Here is a 16,067-nt window from a genome sequence, read left to right as displayed (position 1 = left end):
GTCAACAGGATCGTGAGGGTCAGTTCTTGCCGCTGGCCACGTCCGCAACGACGCGCTCGTCGATCAGTTCATTGGTGAAGACTGCATCCGCATCGAGGCCCTTCTCGATGAGCCCGCCTTCGGCCAGCACCGCAACCGCCCGCTTCCAGTCCGCCGCAGCCATCGTGCCGAACGGCAGGTTCCGGGTTGCATCGGTGTACGCATAATCCTTCAGCGTATCGATCTGCTGCCTCAAGACGGCCGGATTGAGCTTGGCCTGCGGTCGTGCTGCGACGATCGCCTTCACGGCTTCGTCCTGATTGCCGGCAAAGATATAGGCCCAACATCCCGCGACCACACTCGCAAAACGCTTCAGCGCCTCGCGCTTCGAGGCGATCGACTTCTCGGTCGCCAGCAAGCCGAAGCTCGGGAATTCCAGCCCCTGATCGGCGAAGCGGATGGCGTTCGAGGGACGCTGGCTTGCGACGACGGCCAGAAAGAATGGTCCGGACGAGAATGCCGCGTCGGACCGGCCAGCCATGTAGAGGCCGGCTTTGCCTGCCGCGTCGACGCTGACGAGGTCGACGTCATTGCGAGTCAGCTTTCCGGCGGCGAGAAACTGGTCGATGAACGGCGCCTCGAGCGAACCGGCGGTGAAGGCGATCTTCTTGCCTTTCAAATCGGCGGGGCTGGCGATGCCGCTGTCCTTCGGAACCAACAGACCGATGTCGTTCTGCTTGATGAAGCCGGCAATCGCTTTCACCGGCAACCCCTTGGAGCGCGCGATCACCATCGGAGCCAACGACGCGTAGCCGACATCGTATTCACCATTACCGACGATCTGCACGGTGGCGACGGACCCGGTTCCGTCATCCAGCACGACATCAAGGTTGTATTTCGCGAACAATCCCTTTTGCGCCGCCAGATGAAACGGTGCCTGCGACCCCCAGGGCGTCCAGTCGAGTCGTACCGTCAGGCGGTCGGCCGCCGATGCGCTACAATTAATCAGTACACATGCAATAAGCGCTGTAACCGCAGTTAACTCTCGAAATCCCATCATGTGCACACCTCCCATATCTGCTCGGCGGTACCGCATTCCTTCAAAAGACTAACACGGCGCCTTGCCCGCGCAAGATATGATTATGTACTGATTAATTTGCCCATTGCCCAACAAGGAGGCTCGGGGGCGCGCGGCGCAGGCAACGACAGTTCAGAACGCGTCAGCCTGCGTGCTCGGTTCGGCAGTGCGGAAGGCGTCAAGTGCCATGCAGCGATCGGTGATCGCCAGCAGGATCGGATACGCGTCAACCGGACAATTGAAGCGCCGCGCGTTGAAGATCTGAGGGACGAGACATATGTCGGCCATCGTTACGGAATCGCCGTAGCAAAACCGGCCAAACAGGCGCTCGCGCCGCAGATAGTCTTCGAGTCCGGACAGCCCTTCCGCGATCCAGTGCCGATACCAGGCATTGGTGGCCGCCTCGTCCGCCTTGAACTGCGCCTTGAGATGCTTCAGCACGCGCACATTGTTCAGCGGATGAATTTCGCAACCGATGATCTGCGACACCGCCCTGACGTAGATCCGCCCGAGCGGATCCTTCGGCATCAGCGGAGGATCGGGATAGACTTCATCCAGATACTCGATCACGGCCATCGACTGGATGAGGCATCGGCCGCCTTCCACCAGAAGCGGCACCAGCCCTTGCGGATTGATATCGCAATAGGACGGGGTCCGATGCTCCATCTTCGGCAGACTGATATAGCGCGGCTCGTAGTCGAGCCGCTTGTGGGCCAGCGCGATCCGGAGACGGAACGAGGTCGAAGACCGAAAGAATGTGTAGAGTTGCCGCGACACGTCAGATCACTCTGCGGCGGCCTTCTGCAGGATGTCATCCGGCGTGGAGGATACGACCTCGACATATTTCGGGATGAACTTGCCGCCCTCGATATACTTGATGAAGGCCGGTTTGATTTCATTGGCGAGGATCTTGCGGATCCTGGCATGCTCCTCGATATCGCTCCATTCGGCGATCAGGAAGAACCGCTGCGGGTCCTCGGTATCGCGGCACAGCACGCCATCCTTCACCTGCGCCGATGATTTGTGCATCGGATTGCCTTCCGAATAGTCAAATTCCTCGAACAGCTTGATGAACTCTTCCTCATGCCCCGGCATGACGCGGAAGTCGTAGATGTGCAGATAATTGCCCTTGGTGGCGAGCGGCTCTTGCGCCATGAAAGTCTCCCGTTCCTGAACATATATGATGGTACACTGACTATCTTGGTTTCGCAACAGGCGCGATATCGCGCCGCTTTTGTGCGCAGCAGCGCTCTTCTTTTCGTCCGCAACAGCGCTCTTCACGGAGTTGCGAGCCTTAGAAATGATGTTATACTGATTATAAATTCCAGTGCGAGAGACGCCACAAATGGCATGGACGAGAGCGGCTTCGCTGAACGAGGTGCCCGAGGGCAAGGCCCTCGGCGTCGAAGTCGGCGGCATTCATATCGCGCTCTACAATCTCGACGGCAAAATCTACGCAACGCATGGCATCTGCACGCACGCGCTCGCGCTGCTGGCCGAAGGCTGGATCGAAGACGGCAAGGTGGAATGTCCGCTGCACCAGGGGCAGTTCGACATCCGCAGCGGAAAGGCCCTTTGCGCGCCGGTGACCGAGGATTTGCGGACCTATGCTGTTCGCGTCGAAGGCGATGACATTCTCATCGATCCCGACCAGCCGGCCACCGAATCCGCCTTCGAGAGCAAGCTCGCTGCCGGTGCGCCCGCGAAAGATACGACGGGTGTCGTGATCGTCGGCGCAGGTCAGGCGGCCGCGGCTGCAATCCGGGCCATGCGCACCGGCGGCTTCGATGGCAGCATCGATCTGGTAGGCGCAGAACCTCATCTTCCCTATGAGCGACCGCCGCTGTCCAAGGAATTCCTGCTGGGTACGGCCGAATTTTCATCCAGCGTTCGTTTGAGCGAGGCAGACGCGATTCAGCTCGGCGTGCGCCTGCATCTTGGCGTTGCCGCGACGACGATCGATGCCACGCAGCGCCGGATCACTCTCGCGAACGGCGAGGTTCTGGCTTACGATTCGCTCCTGCTTGCCACCGGCGGAACGCCACGGCGGCTGAGCATTCCCGGGGCGGATTTCCCGGGCGTTCACTATCTGCGCACGATCGAGGATTCCGCCGCGATCGGCGCAGCCCTTGACCGCGCGCAGCACGTCGCTGTGGTCGGCGGTGGGTTCATCGGTCTAGAACTTGCATCGACCGCAATTTCGCGCGGCGTTGCAGTAACTCTGCTCGAACGCGAACGCGAGATCATGGCGCGGATCATGCCGGCCGCCGTCGGCCGTGCCTTCCGGATCATGGCGGAGCGGCATGGCGTCGATATTCGCCGCAACGCCGGGGTTATCGAAATCACCAGGCGCGGCGAACGCCTCGGCGTCGTGACCAGCGACGACACGATCGAAGTCGACGCGGTTCTGGTCGGTATCGGCATGCAACCGGTGCTCGGCCTTGCGCTGCAGGCCGGCTGCGCCACCACGCCCGCCGGCATCGAAGTGGACGCGCAAGGACGCACCTCCGTGCCGGGCATCTGGGCGGCCGGCGATTGCGCGTTGTACCATGAGCCGATCGCAAGGCGGCGCCTCTCGCTCGAAAGTTGGCAGAACGCCGAGGAGCAAGGTGGCGCAGCCGGCCGCTCGATCGCCGGAAACAGCGCACCAGTGGCGCAAAAGCGCCCCTGGTTCTGGACCGACCAGTTCGGCTGCAATGTGCAGATGCTCGGAATTGTCGGCGCTGACGATCATGTCGCGCTCGTAGCCGCGAACGAAGCGGCCCCGGGCGCGATCTATCGCATGTTCGACAAAGCGACCGGACGGCTCACCGGCATCGTCGCGTTCTCGCACCCGCAGGCGATCCGCGCCGCGCGCGCCGAACTCGATTCCGCCCCGCCTTTCGATCCCGATATTCATGGCGCCATCATCTCATCCGATGGACAAGAAGGCGCCGATGCCATGGAGGCCAGCCTCATGAACGCCACCCCGGGACTGTCGCTCACCAAACGCTATATCTGGCCGGCCGATGGCCTCACCCGCATTCCGGATTGGGTCTATACCGACCAGGCGATCTACGAGCGCGAGGTCGAGAAGATCTTCCACGGCCGCACCTGGAATTATGTCGCGCTCGAATCCGAAATCCCCAATTCCGGCGACTTCATCCGCTCGCATGTCGGACCGACACCGGTCGTCGTCTCTCGCGCGGAAGACGGCTCGATCCATGTGTTCGAGAACCGCTGCGCGCATCGCGCCGCCGAGTTCTGCCGAGAGCTTTCCGGCAACGCAAAGGAATTCGTCTGTCCCTATCATCAATGGTCGTACGATCTGAAAGGAAATCTGGCCGGCGTTCCCTTTCGTCGCGGCGTCGGCGGCAAGGGTGGCATGCCGCCAGATTTCAGGAATGCGGATCATGGCTTGCGCCGCCTGAAAGTGACGACGCATCGCGGCGTGGTGTTCGCCTCCTATTGCGACGACATGGAGCCGCTGGCCGAATATTTCACGCCGGAGATCATGCGCGAATTCGAGGCGACCTTCGATGGCCGCAAGCTCAAGGTGCTCGGCTATTACCGCCACTCACTGCCCGGTAATTGGAAGCTCTATCATGAGAATTTGAAAGACCCCTATCACGCCACCCTGCTGCACACTTTCCTGGTCACGTTCGGCCTTCTGGTCGCGGGCAACAAGTCGCTGATGCTCGCCGATCCGAGCGGGCGTCATGGCGTGATGGCTTCGGCGAAATCCGACGGGAAAGCAGTGTCCAGCGACGCGAAGAAGGAAATGCGCGCCTACAAGGAAGGCATGACGCTGGCCGAGCCGCGCTTCATGGATTTCGTGGACGAGTTCGACAGCCCCTGGTCGGTGACAATGGCGACGATCTGGCCAAACCTGATCGTGCAGCGCGAGATGAACACACTGGGCGTACGCCAGATCGTGCCGACGGGACCGCATGAATTCATCATGAAGTGGACTATGTTCGGTTTTGAGGGCGACAGCGAGGAGATGACACGGCATCGCCTCCGGCAAGGCAATCTGATGGGGCCGGCCGGCTTCCTCGGGCTTGAAGACAACGAGGCGATCAAGTTCGTGCAGGACGGCATGCAGCGCGTGCCGAACGGCGAGCATCTGGTGAAACTCGATCCGGCAGTCGAAGCCGGCACCGCCGACAACCTGATCTCTGAAGCAGCGATCCGCGCCATGTACAAGCACTGGCGCGCCGAGATGGGACTGTGAGTCATGGATATGGCCCTTAAGCGCAACCTCTCATCCGACTCGCTCATGGATCCGCGCCTCGAGGCACTCCTGCTGCGGCACGAGATCGAGACCTTCAACGTGCGCTATGCGAACGCGCTCGACGAGCAGCGTCTCGCCGACTGGACCGAGATGTTCGCGGAGGACGCGACCTACGTCGTCCTGTCGCGCGAGAACCATGACCGCAACATGCCGGTTGGGCTGATCTATTGCGAAGGCAAAGGCATGATCCGCGACCGCGCCTTCGCTCTCAGCGAGACCGCGATGTTCGCGCCGCGTTATCTGCGGCACATCATCGGTAATCTCGACGTGCCGGGCGAAGAGCGCGACGGCACGATCAAGGCACGCGCCAACTACGTCGTGCTGCAGGTGCTGTTCGATCGGCCGGACGCTACATTGCATCAGGTTGGCGTGTATTTCGACGTGTTCCGCCGCGAGAACGGCGTGCTCAAATTGGCCAGCAGGCGCTGTGTCTATGACAACCTGCTGGTGCCGAATGCGCTTTGTCTGCCGGTGTGACCGCATATGACCTGCCGCGACGAACCGGCAGACAAGGCGCGCGGCCGGCGAACGATCTCAGCTTGGCTGAAAGACCGTGCGGCCGAGATGGTTGTTCGCATCAACCAGCCGCAGCAGCGCCGCCATCAGGGCCGCGCGCTCCTTGGGAGGCAAAGGCTCGAGCAGCCGCGCCTGCGCGCGCTGCATCGCCTTGAACATTTCCCGGGTGACCTTCTCCCCGGCCGGAGTGAGGCGCGCGAGCACGGCGCGCCGATCCTTCTCGCCCTTACGGCGCGTCAGCAAGCCGCGCTGCTCCAGACGACGCAGCACGTCGGCGACATTGGTGCGGTCGATGCCGACCTCCCGCCCGAGCGTGTGCTGATCGGTGTCGGGATTGAGGCTGAGCGTGGTCAGCAGCGCATATTGCACCGGCGTGATGTCGAAGCCTGCGCATTCCTCGAAGAACAGGGCGTAGTTGATCTGGTGCAGCCGCCGGATCAGAAAGCCGGGGCGGGCCCACAACGGCATGCTGGCATAAAGCGAGGTGTGCTCCGCCTTGTTTCCGGCGGGCTGGCTTTTCGGTTTTCGGGCCGGCTTGGATTTCCCGACTCTTTTGGGCTTTGCCAATTTCAACAATCTCCCTGCGACGGCTTCCGGCTGTTCTCTACCACCCCCAGCGTCCACTCGCATCTCCTTCGTCCCGGTTATTCATGACATGCCGCCTCACCGCGGCCTGGGGCTTAAGCATCGGCCGCCAGGAAAATAAGCAGTACGCTGTCTAATATAGGGAGGCCGCGGTGATCCGCAATCGAATGATACTTTCGCCCTTCGGCTTTAGTTTGCAGATGCAGCGCTCGGGAAACGTCCCTGATCTTATCGAAACCAAGTATTTCGATGGCATTATGCGTCCGCCCCTCATGACGCAAACGGGGCATTCCATACCCTCAACCACCACGGTCCTTCAGTTGGTGCAACTTTTGCATCTTCAAAAATAGGATATATGCTGACTAATATGCACCACACATGGCCATAGATGGCGTAACCGACATGGTTCTTGGCGAACGGGATGTAATCCACCGGCGCGATATCCGCAGCCGCCCCGCACTCGCAAGCGACGGCATTTCTCAAGCGAAGAAAGGATGGGGACTATGAATCGCCGCAAACTGCTCTTGGGCCTGGCGGGCGGGACCGCCGGCGCCGCACTCGCTGCACCGGCCATCGCCCAAACTCAACCGGCGGTCCGCTGGCGGATGGCCACCGGCTGGCCGAAGAGCCTCGATACGATTCACGGCTCGGCCGAAGACCTCTGCCGCCGCGTCAACCAGCTCACCGAAGGCCGTTTCGAGATCCGCTGCTTCGCCGGCGGCGAAGTCGTCCCGGCGCTGCAGGTGCTCGACGCCGTGCAGAACGGCACCATCGAATGCGGGCATATTCTGTCCGCCAATTACATCGGCAAGAGCCCGACCTACGCGTTCGATGCCGGTTTGCCGTTCGGCCTGAATGCGCGGCAGCAGGCCGCCTGGCTGTACGAGGGCGGCGGCCTGCCGCTTGTTCGCGCCTTCTACAAGAAATCGAACGTCATCCCCTTCCCCGTCGGCAACGTCGGCACGCAGATGGGCGGCTTCTACCGGAAGGAGATCAACACCGTGCAGGATTTGCAGGGCCTGAAGATCCGCATCGGCGGACTTGGCGGCACCATCCTGCGCAAGCTCGGCGCCGTACCGCAGCAGCTGCCGCCGTCCGATATCTATTCTGCCCTGGAGCGCGGCACCATCGACGCGTCGGAATGGATCGGCCCATACGACGACGCCAAGCTCGGCCTGAACAAAGTCGCCAAGTTCTACTACGCCCCCGGATGGTGGGAAGGCAGCGCCGGCATCACCGCGCCGGTCAGCCTGCCCGCCTGGGAAGCCCTCCCCGAGCCGTTCAAGGTCGCGTTCGAGACCGCGTGCAATGAGCAGATGATGTTCATGATCGCAAAGTATGACGCCCGCAATCCGGATGCGTTGCGGCGGATGATCGGGGAAGGCACGCAACTGCGGCTGTTCCCGCGCGCGGTTCTGGACGCGTGCTACAAGGCGAGCTTCGAGACGTTCGAAGAGATTGCCGCCAAGGACGCAGACTTCAAGACCATCTACGACCCCTGGAAGCGCTTTCTCGAAAGCTCCAATCCGTGGTTCCGGGTCGCAGAGCAGAGCCTCGACGCCTACCGCTTCACGCACGACATCCCGACGGCATCGCAATGATGCTGCACGCCCGGTGGCTACTGACGCTGCCGGGCGACGACCTTTGAGGTTCGCGGGAAGTCGGCGCGCTCACGGCGCCAGTGTAGGAGAGATCGATGCATGCCTTGCTCGCCTTTAGCCGGAAGATCGACGCCGCCAGCGCCGCATTCGGACGCATCGCGGACTGGATGGTCGGTCTGTCATGCGCTATCAGCGCCGCGAATGCCATCATTCGCTACGGCTTCAGCTACAGCTCGAATGCATGGCTGGAAGCGCAATGGTACATGCTCGCAGGTATCGTCATGCTCGGGGCGAGCCACACGCTGTTTCGCAACGAGCATGTCCGCGTCGACCTGCTCTATGGCAATTTCGGTCCGCGAACCCGGCTATATGTGGACGTTTTCGGCATCATCTTCTTCCTGCTTCCGGCGACAATCCTGCTGACATGGATGACATGGCCGTTCTTCGTCACGAGCTGGGTGACCGAGGAAGGCTCGTCCAACGCGGGCGGACTGATGCGCTGGCCGGTGAAGCTGATCCTTCCGGTCGGCTTCCTACTGCTCACCCTTCAGGGCATGTCCGAGCTGGTCAAACGCATCGCGCTGTTGCGCGGCGTGGCGCCGGAGGCCGAGGTCATGACCGAATATCACCGTATGGAACAATGACCGCTTCCGCCGCACACATCCGATCCTCGAAAGAACTGTCCCGATGCTGACGGTGGCCCATATGCCGCCGCTAATGTTCGGCGGCCTTGTTCTGTTCCTGCTGATCGGCTTTCCGGTCGCCTTCTCGCTTGCGGCCGTTGGCCTGTTTTTTGGTTTCCTGTCGGTCGGATTGGGCTTTTTTTCCGAGGCCTATCTCGGAAACCTGCCGCTGCGCATCTTCGGCATCCTGTCCAACGATCTGCTGCTGGCTATTCCCTTCTTCACGCTGATGGGCGCGATTCTCGAACGCAGCGGCCTTGCCGAAGACCTTCTGGAGGGCACCGGCCAGTTGTTCGGCGGCGTGCCCGGCGGGCTCGCTTATGCGGTCATCGTCGTCGGCGCCATCCTCGGTGCAATCACCGGAACCGTCGCCGCCTCGGTGATCGCCATGGGTATGATTTCGCTGCCGATCATGATCCGCTACGGCTACGACATGCGCATCGCGACCGGCGTGATCGCAGCCTCCGGAACGATCACGCAAGTCATACCGCCGTCGCTCGTGCTCATCGTACTCGCTGACCAGCTCGGCCGATCCGTTGGCGACATGTATGCCGGCGCGATCGGGCCTTCGATCCTTCAGGTGCTGCTGTTCCTGGCCTTCATCGCCGCTATTTCGATCATTTCGCCGCAGCGCGTCCCGCCCTTGCCCAAAGAGGCGCGCGCGCAGCGTGGATGGGTGCTGGTGCAACGCGTCTTGTGGGGCATGGTGCCGTCGATCGTCCTGATTTTCGTGGTGCTTGGCACTATTTTCATGGGCCTCGCGACGCCGACAGAAGCCGGCGCCATGGGCGCGGTCGGCGCGATCATTCTCGCCGCCTTGAACCGTCGACTAAGCTGGCCGCTGGTCAATCAGGCGATGCAGAACACCATGCGCATCACATCCATGGTGATCTTCATTCTGATTGGATCCACGGTGTTCAGCCTGGTCTTCCAGGGCGTCGACGGCTCGCGCTGGATTGAACACCTCCTGAGCCATGTGCCGGGCGGACAAGTCGGCTTTCTGATTTTCGTCAACATCTTCGTATTCTTCCTCGCCTTCTTCCTCGACTTTTTCGAGATCGCTTTCATCATCATTCCGCTGCTGGTGCCCGTCGCAGACAAGCTCGGCATCGACCTCGTCTGGTTCGGAGTACTGCTCTGCGTCAACATGCAGACGAGCTTCATGCACCCTCCCTTCGGGTTTGCACTGTTCTACCTGCGCGGCATCGCTCCGAAGGAGGTGCTGTCCCGTGACATTTACCTCGGAGCGCTGCCGTGGGTCGGATTGCAACTCGTACTGGTGGCGATCGTGATCTTCTGGCCTGCGAGCGTCACCTATTGGATCGACAAGCGATCGAACGTCGATCCGGCTGCGATCCGCATCGAGCTGCCGAAAACCGACAGCGGTGACGGCGACATGTCGACAGTAAACTTCAAATAGGAGTGGCTGCGCTCTTCTCCCGCATGGCGGCCGCTTGACAGCATGGGTGATATCGTCAGTATACCTCTCATTTAGGACCACTGACTTCAACGGCACATGCAGATCGATCTCCGCACCGGAAAGCACAGCATCGAGGACGCGATCTCCGACACGATCAAGCGCTGCCAGCAGAGCCAGCCGACACTCAACGCCTTTGTCCGGATCGACCGCGACGGCGCGCTTGCCGCAGCGCGCACCGTCGATGCGAGCGGGGCAGCCGCCGGACCGCTCGCCGGTGTTCCGGTCAGCGTCAAGGACATCCTGAATGTCTGCGGCCTGCCGACGAACTGGGGTTCGCGGCTGATGCAGGACGCCGCTCCCGCCGCGGCGGATACGATCGCGGTCGCGCGGCTGCGCAAGGCCGGAGCAATCATCATCGGCAAGAGCACGACCACCGAATTCGCCCATACCATGATGGGCTCCTCGCCCCTGACCGGACTCACCATCAATCCCTGGAATCCGGCGGCGACGTGCGGCGGATCGAGCTGCGGCGGCGGGGTGTCCGTCGCCGCGGGCCTGGTACGCCTTGCGCTCACCACGGACGCGGGCGCATCGACGCGGCTGCCGGCCGCCTGCACAGGCGTGCTCGGACTGAAACCCACGCTCGGCCGTATCCCGCACGATCTCGTGCCGGAAGGGTTTGCCAACTTCATCCATCTCGGCATGATCACGCGCAGTGTCGCGGATATGGCGCTCGCGCTCGAAACCATGGCCGGCCCGGCGCCGAGCGATCCGCATTCGCTCGGCCTGCCGCGGTTCGACGCATCACAGATCAGCACGCAGGCAGAAAACCTCACCGGCAAGCGCATCGGCCTCATCATGCAGGTCGGTAACGCGCGCGTTAGCCGCGGGATGACCGAGACGATTCGGCGTGTTGCGAAGACGTTGGAGGGGTACGGCGCCTCCGTTACGGATATCGAATGGGCGATGGACAATCCGGAACCGACCTGGCGCATCCTTCAGCAGTCGAACTGGGCGGCGCGGCTCGGCAAGATTATCGACGAGGTCGAGAACAAGATCGAGACGAGCTTGACCGAAGGCGTGCGCGTCGGTCTTTCCTATTCCGGACAGGACCTTCAGGGTGCACTCAACAAGCGTACCGCGCTGTTCCGGCATGTGCAAAAGCTGTTTGACGGGTTTGACTTCTTGCTGACGCCGGCAATGAGCCGGGAGCCGCTGGATGCGCTGCACAAGCCGCTCGATCCGATCAGCATCGACGGGGAGGTGGTCGGCGACATGCGACGCGAATGGACGCCGTATCTCAGTCTGTTCGATCTGACCGGGCATCCCGCGATCAGCGTGCCTGCCGGCCTCTCGGACAGCGGTGTTCCGCTGGCGTTCCAGCTCATCGCCCCTTGGTATGAGGAGGCCAGACTGCTCGGAGCCGTCGCATTCCATGAGCAGCACCACCCCTGGCAACTTCTCGACGCGCAGTGATGAGGTAAGGTGTCGGACCGAGCGCAGGGAGCATGACGCAGATGGCACACGACAACGACGGCGAAGGCATCGGCGCCCGGGCGCCCCGGAAAGAAGATGCCCGGCATCTACACGGCCGCGGCCAATTCACCGCCGACATTCGCATCCCGGGGATGCGCGAAGTCGCGTTCCTGCGCAGCCCCGTGGCGCACGCGCTCATCATGCGACAGAGCAAGCCGCAAGGCTCCGAGGATTGTGTCTTCTTTCACAGCGATCTCGCCGGAGTCGCGCCGATCACCACCCGCTCCTCCATTCCCGGCTACAAGGTCTCCGACTATCCCGCGCTGGCAAACGGACGCGTGCGCTTTGTCGGCGAGATCGTGGCGATGTGCGTCGCCGACAACCGGGCGGCGGCGGAAGATCTCTGCGAGCTCGTCGATGTCGATTACGATGCAATCCCTGTGATTGCATCGAGCACCGCCGGCCGCCAACGCGAGGCGACGCTGCTGCATCGCGAATGGGGCGATAATCTCTTCCTCGAAACCAACTTCGATCGCGGCATGGATGGGATCGCCCAAACGGCGCCAATTAGCGTCGAGCTGGAACTGTCGACCGCCCGGCAAGTCATGCATCCGATGGAAGGCAAGGGCCTTGTTGCGTGGTGGGACCATCGCGCTGGGCAGCTTGTCGTGCATACCTCCACGCAGGTGCCGCATCTGATCCGCATCGGTCTGGCCGAATGTCTCGGCATTCCGCAGGCGATCGTGCGCGTGGCGCCGCCCGATGTCGGTGGCGGCTTCGGCTACAAATGCATGCTGATGCCGGAGGAGATCGCGGTGGCCTGGCTGGCGCTGACGCAGAAGCAGCCGTTCCGCTGGATCGAGGACCGCCGCGAGCATCTGACCGCCGGCGCCAATGCGCGCCAGCACGAATACAAGTTGAAAGCCTATGCCGACGCACGCGGACGCCTGCTTGGTCTCGACGCCGAAGTATCGGTCGATTGCGGCGCCTACTCGGTCTGGCCGTTCTCGGCCTGTCTCGAAGCCGCGCAGGCCGGCGGAAACCTTCCGGGCCCCTACGACCTCAAATCCTATCGCTGCAAGACCTATTCGGTCGCAACCAACAAGCCGCCCTTCGCTCCATACCGAGGCGTGGCGCGACCGGGCGTCTGTTTCGCGATCGAACTGACCATCGATGCCATCGCGAAGGCGGTGGGACGCGAGGCGTGGGAAGTGCGCATGGAAAATCTCGTCGCGGCCGCGGCGATGCCCTACACCAACATCACCAACAAGCATTACGACAGCGGCGACTACCCGGCTTCGCTTCTGGAAGTAAAGCGCATGATCGATTTCGACGCGCGGCGCAAGCTGCCTGCACGCGACGACAAAGGCCGTTATCTCGGGATCGGCTTTGCGACCTATACAGAACAATCTGCGCACGGCACCAAGGTGTTTGCCGCCTGGGGGCTCCCGCTGGTGCCGGGCTTCGATCAGGCCCATGTCAAGCTCACGCCCGACGGAGCGCTCGAAGTCAAAGCCGGTATCCACACGATCGGACAAGGGCTCGAGACCACGCTGGCGCAGGTCGCGCATGAAATGACGCGCGTTCCGCTGAAGGATATCCGGGTGACGCTGGGCGACACCGCGACCACGCCCTTCTCCACGGGCGCCTATGCCTCGCGCGGTATCGTGATGACTGGCGGCGCGGTGTCACGCGCGGCGGACATCGTTGCCGGCCGCATCAAAGCCATCGCGGCGCATCTGCTGCAGGTCAAGCCGGACGATATCACTTTCCGCGACGGCCGGATTTTCGGCGGCGCCGCGAATGTCTCCTATGCGGACGTTGGCCGCGCCTGGTACATCCGCCCCGACGAATTGCCTGACGATGTCGACCGCGCCGGCCTGGAAGCGACGGCCGCCTACAAGCCCGAGGTCGACAGCGGCGTCTTCTCCTATGCGAGCCACGCCGCCTATGTCGCCGTGGACGCCAGGACCGGTCTCGTGGAAATCCTTGACTACGCCATTGTCGAGGATTGCGGGCGCATGGTGAACCCGATGATCGTCGAAGGGCAAACCTTCGGCGGGGCAGCGCAGGGTGTGGGCACAGCGCTGTTTGAAGAGAGCCCCTATGACGACAATGGCCAGCCGCTGGCCTCGACCTTGATCGATTACCTGTTGCCGGGGCCGACTGAACTGCCGCGTTTCCGCATCCATCATATGGAAACACTGTCGCCCTATTCCGCACATGGCATCAAGGGCGTCGGCGAAGGCGGCGCGATCGCGCCGTCAGCAGCGATCGTCAACGCCATCAACGATGCGCTTTCGCCGCTGAATGCCGTGCTGCGCGACATCCCGGCGACGCCGGAGCGCATACTTGCCGCCATCGCGAAAGGCGGACGCGCCAACACCAGGGATGCGGCATGAAACCGGCGGTTCTGGATTACGCGCGGGCGCGGACGCTCGACGACGCGCTCGAGTGGCTCGCCGCCGGCGATGGACAGGTCAAGGTGTTCGCCGGCGGCCAGTCGCTTGGGCCCATGCTCAATCTGCGCCTCGCGCGCCCGGCCAAACTCATCGATATCAGACACATCCCGCAATTGCGCGCGATCGAGGCGGACAGCCGCATGTTCTCGCTCGGCGCGACCTGGACGCATGCCGAGATCGAAGACGGCATGCTCGAAGACCCGACGCGCGGGCTTCTGCCTTTCGTCGCCCGCGGCATCGCCTATCGCGCGGTGCGCAATCGCGGCACAGTGGGCGGCAGCCTTTCGCACGCCGATCCAGCAGCGGACTGGGTGTCCACGATGGCCGCGATCGGAGCCATCATCGAAATCCGCAGCGCCATAGCCCCAGCGCGATCCGTCGTAGCGTACGACTTCCTGCGTGGCGCATTCACGCCGCAACTTGCGGCGGAGGACATCCTGTGCGCCGTGCAGATCCCGCGATTCTCCCCCGATATGCGTTGGGGCTATTACAAGGTCTGCCGCAAGACCGGCGAGTTTGCCAAGGCGATCGGCGCATGCGTCGTCGACCCGAGGCTGGATATCTGCCGCGTCGTCGCTGGTGCCCTGAATGGCCGCCCGCTGCTGTTGTCGCGCACGGCCGCAGCGTTACAGCAGGACGGCACGGACAAGGCCACCGCCCTTGTCCGCGACGAGATCGAGGACATGCTCGCTACGCTCGACGTCGCACATCGGCAGCAACTCGCCGTGGCTGTGGAGCGTAGCCTGGCGCAGCTCAACGATCCCTGGAGATCCTGACATGCTAGCGATCGATATCTCGCTTTCGGTGAATGGCCGATCGGTGCGCACCAGCGCGGAGCCGCGCACGCAATTGCTAGAATTGCTGCGCGAAGATCTCAACCTGACCGGCGCGCATGCCGGTTGCGAACAGGGCGTCTGCGGTGCCTGCACAGTGGTTGTCGACGGCAAGCCGCAGCGCTCTTGCATCAGCTATGCCGGAGACGCCGATGGCGCCTCGGTGACGACGATCGAGGGATTCGACAACGATCCGCTCATGGGTGAGCTGCGCGCCGCGTTCACCAGGCATCACGGCCTGCAATGCGGCTTCTGCACGCCCGGCATGCTGATCACGGCACGTGATATCGTGGTTCGCCTTGGCGAGGTTACGCCGGCGCGCATCCGCGAGGAACTGTCGGGCAATCTGTGCCGCTGTACCGGCTATGTCGGCATCGTCGAGGCGATCCTAGAGGTCAGCGCAGGCAAGCAGCCGGCCGCAACTGTCGCTGCCGCCGTAGCCACCGCGGTCCGAACCGCCCCGCCAGCGTCCGAATTCGTGAAGCAGGCTGTTTCACCAGCCAAGAGACCTGCTTCGGCAAGTGTCGCGGCCACGCCGTCACGGCAAGGATGGACCTCGATCCAACAGCGGCTTCAGATCGCCTCGTCACCGGCCGACGTATGGACGACGCTCACTGATCTGAAACAGGTCGCGACCTGCCTGCCCGGCGCGGAAATCACGACCATTGACGGCGACCACATCGAAGGCCGCATGCACATGGCGCTGGGGCCGATGAAAGTTGCGTTCAAGGGCGACGGCAATGTTACCCTGGATGCGACGGCCCGTCAGGGCCGCATGACCGGCCGCGGACGCGACACTGGATCTGGATCGAGCGCCGAGGGCGAAGTCGAATGGCACGTGTTGCCTGGCGACGCCGATCCGGCTGCCGCGAGCACCCTGGCCATCACTTTGTCATGGCGTTTGAGCGGCCGGCTGGCGCAGTTCAATCGCGCCGGTCTGGTGCAGGACGTTGTGCAGCGCCTGACGTCTGACTTCACGGCTAATCTCGAACGTTCGCTGAAGGGCGAAACGGCTTCGTCGGACCTATTCAAGCCAATCAGCTTCTGGTCCCTGGCATGGGCCATCCTGAAGGGCCGCCTGACCGGACGGCGCTGATCATCGCGATCGGGAGATCGACCTTACCTTCACCATCTGCAGTACCAACCTGCAGGAAATCGTCG

Annotated in this window: 13 protein-coding genes; 9 read left to right on the top strand and 4 right to left on the bottom strand. The window is 62.6% G+C overall.

All coding sequences use genetic code 11. The annotated features are described in order from the left end of the window. Positions 1-19: 19 nt before the first annotated feature. The 3 genes from AC5ZG1_RS12210 to AC5ZG1_RS12200 form a co-directional block, all read right to left on the bottom strand. Positions 20-1,039, bottom strand: a complete 1,020-nt coding sequence (locus AC5ZG1_RS12210; protein WP_496132976.1) for an ABC transporter substrate-binding protein — start codon at positions 1,037-1,039, stop codon at positions 20-22. A 150-nt stretch (positions 1,040-1,189) separates the two neighbouring features. After that, entirely contained in the window at positions 1,190-1,834 is a 645-nt protein-coding gene (gene maiA / locus AC5ZG1_RS12205; RefSeq protein ID WP_130222506.1) for a maleylacetoacetate isomerase, read from the bottom strand. Between the two features lie 6 nt (positions 1,835-1,840). Beyond that, positions 1,841-2,212 (bottom strand): antibiotic biosynthesis monooxygenase family protein, encoded by a 372-nt coding sequence (locus AC5ZG1_RS12200; protein WP_028163184.1) that lies wholly within the window; start codon positions 2,210-2,212, stop codon positions 1,841-1,843. Between the two features lie 190 nt (positions 2,213-2,402). Here AC5ZG1_RS12200 and AC5ZG1_RS12195 point away from each other — a divergent pair, with 190 nt between their 5' ends. Together AC5ZG1_RS12195 and AC5ZG1_RS12190 are read left to right on the top strand one after the other, a co-directional pair. After that, on the top strand, positions 2,403-5,270 hold the full coding sequence (locus AC5ZG1_RS12195) for an FAD-dependent oxidoreductase (protein WP_496132975.1): 2,868 nt from the start codon (positions 2,403-2,405) through the stop codon (positions 5,268-5,270). A 3-nt stretch (positions 5,271-5,273) separates the two neighbouring features. After that, a complete protein-coding gene (locus AC5ZG1_RS12190; RefSeq protein ID WP_496132974.1) occupies positions 5,274-5,807 on the top strand; it encodes an aromatic-ring-hydroxylating dioxygenase subunit beta in 534 nt (177 codons plus the stop codon). 57 nt (positions 5,808-5,864) lie between these two features. On the opposite strand, the gene AC5ZG1_RS12185 is transcribed toward AC5ZG1_RS12190, so the two are convergent. After that, positions 5,865-6,413, bottom strand: a complete 549-nt coding sequence (locus AC5ZG1_RS12185; RefSeq protein WP_496132973.1) for a MarR family winged helix-turn-helix transcriptional regulator — start codon at positions 6,411-6,413, stop codon at positions 5,865-5,867. A 521-nt stretch (positions 6,414-6,934) separates the two neighbouring features. On the opposite strand from AC5ZG1_RS12185, the gene AC5ZG1_RS12180 reads away from it, so the two are divergent. The 7 genes from AC5ZG1_RS12180 (at position 6,935) to AC5ZG1_RS12150 (ending at position 16,002) form a co-directional block, all read left to right on the top strand. Further along, on the top strand, positions 6,935-8,032 hold the full coding sequence (locus AC5ZG1_RS12180; RefSeq protein ID WP_496132972.1) for a TRAP transporter substrate-binding protein: 1,098 nt from the start codon (positions 6,935-6,937) through the stop codon (positions 8,030-8,032). A gap of 95 nt (positions 8,033-8,127) precedes the next feature. Continuing rightward, the gene (locus tag AC5ZG1_RS12175; RefSeq protein WP_496132971.1) at positions 8,128-8,676 is read left to right on the top strand and encodes a TRAP transporter small permease subunit; all 549 of its coding nucleotides are present in this window, start codon (positions 8,128-8,130) and stop codon (positions 8,674-8,676) included. Between the two features lie 43 nt (positions 8,677-8,719). Continuing rightward, positions 8,720-10,135: a TRAP transporter large permease gene (locus AC5ZG1_RS12170; protein ID WP_496132970.1), complete on the top strand. Its 1,416-nt coding sequence runs from the start codon at positions 8,720-8,722 to the stop codon at positions 10,133-10,135. A 96-nt stretch (positions 10,136-10,231) separates the two neighbouring features. Next, positions 10,232-11,611, top strand: a complete 1,380-nt coding sequence (locus tag AC5ZG1_RS12165) for an amidase (RefSeq protein WP_496132969.1) — start codon at positions 10,232-10,234, stop codon at positions 11,609-11,611. A 41-nt stretch (positions 11,612-11,652) separates the two neighbouring features. Then, positions 11,653-14,013: a xanthine dehydrogenase family protein molybdopterin-binding subunit gene (locus AC5ZG1_RS12160; RefSeq protein WP_496132968.1), complete on the top strand. Its 2,361-nt coding sequence runs from the start codon at positions 11,653-11,655 to the stop codon at positions 14,011-14,013. After that, entirely contained in the window at positions 14,010-14,849 is an 840-nt protein-coding gene (locus AC5ZG1_RS12155; RefSeq protein ID WP_496132967.1) for an FAD binding domain-containing protein, read from the top strand. Before AC5ZG1_RS12160 ends, AC5ZG1_RS12155 begins: the two co-directional genes overlap by 4 nt. Before the next feature lies 1 nt (position 14,850). Further along, positions 14,851-16,002 (top strand): xanthine dehydrogenase family Fe-S subunit, encoded by a 1,152-nt coding sequence (locus tag AC5ZG1_RS12150; protein ID WP_496132966.1) that lies wholly within the window; start codon positions 14,851-14,853, stop codon positions 16,000-16,002. The last annotated feature ends 65 nt before the right edge of the window (positions 16,003-16,067 follow it).

Source organism: Bradyrhizobium sp. Leo78, assembly GCF_059512425.1.
Note: the sequence above shows the minus strand (reverse complement) of the source record. Positions and strands in the feature narration are given on the sequence as shown.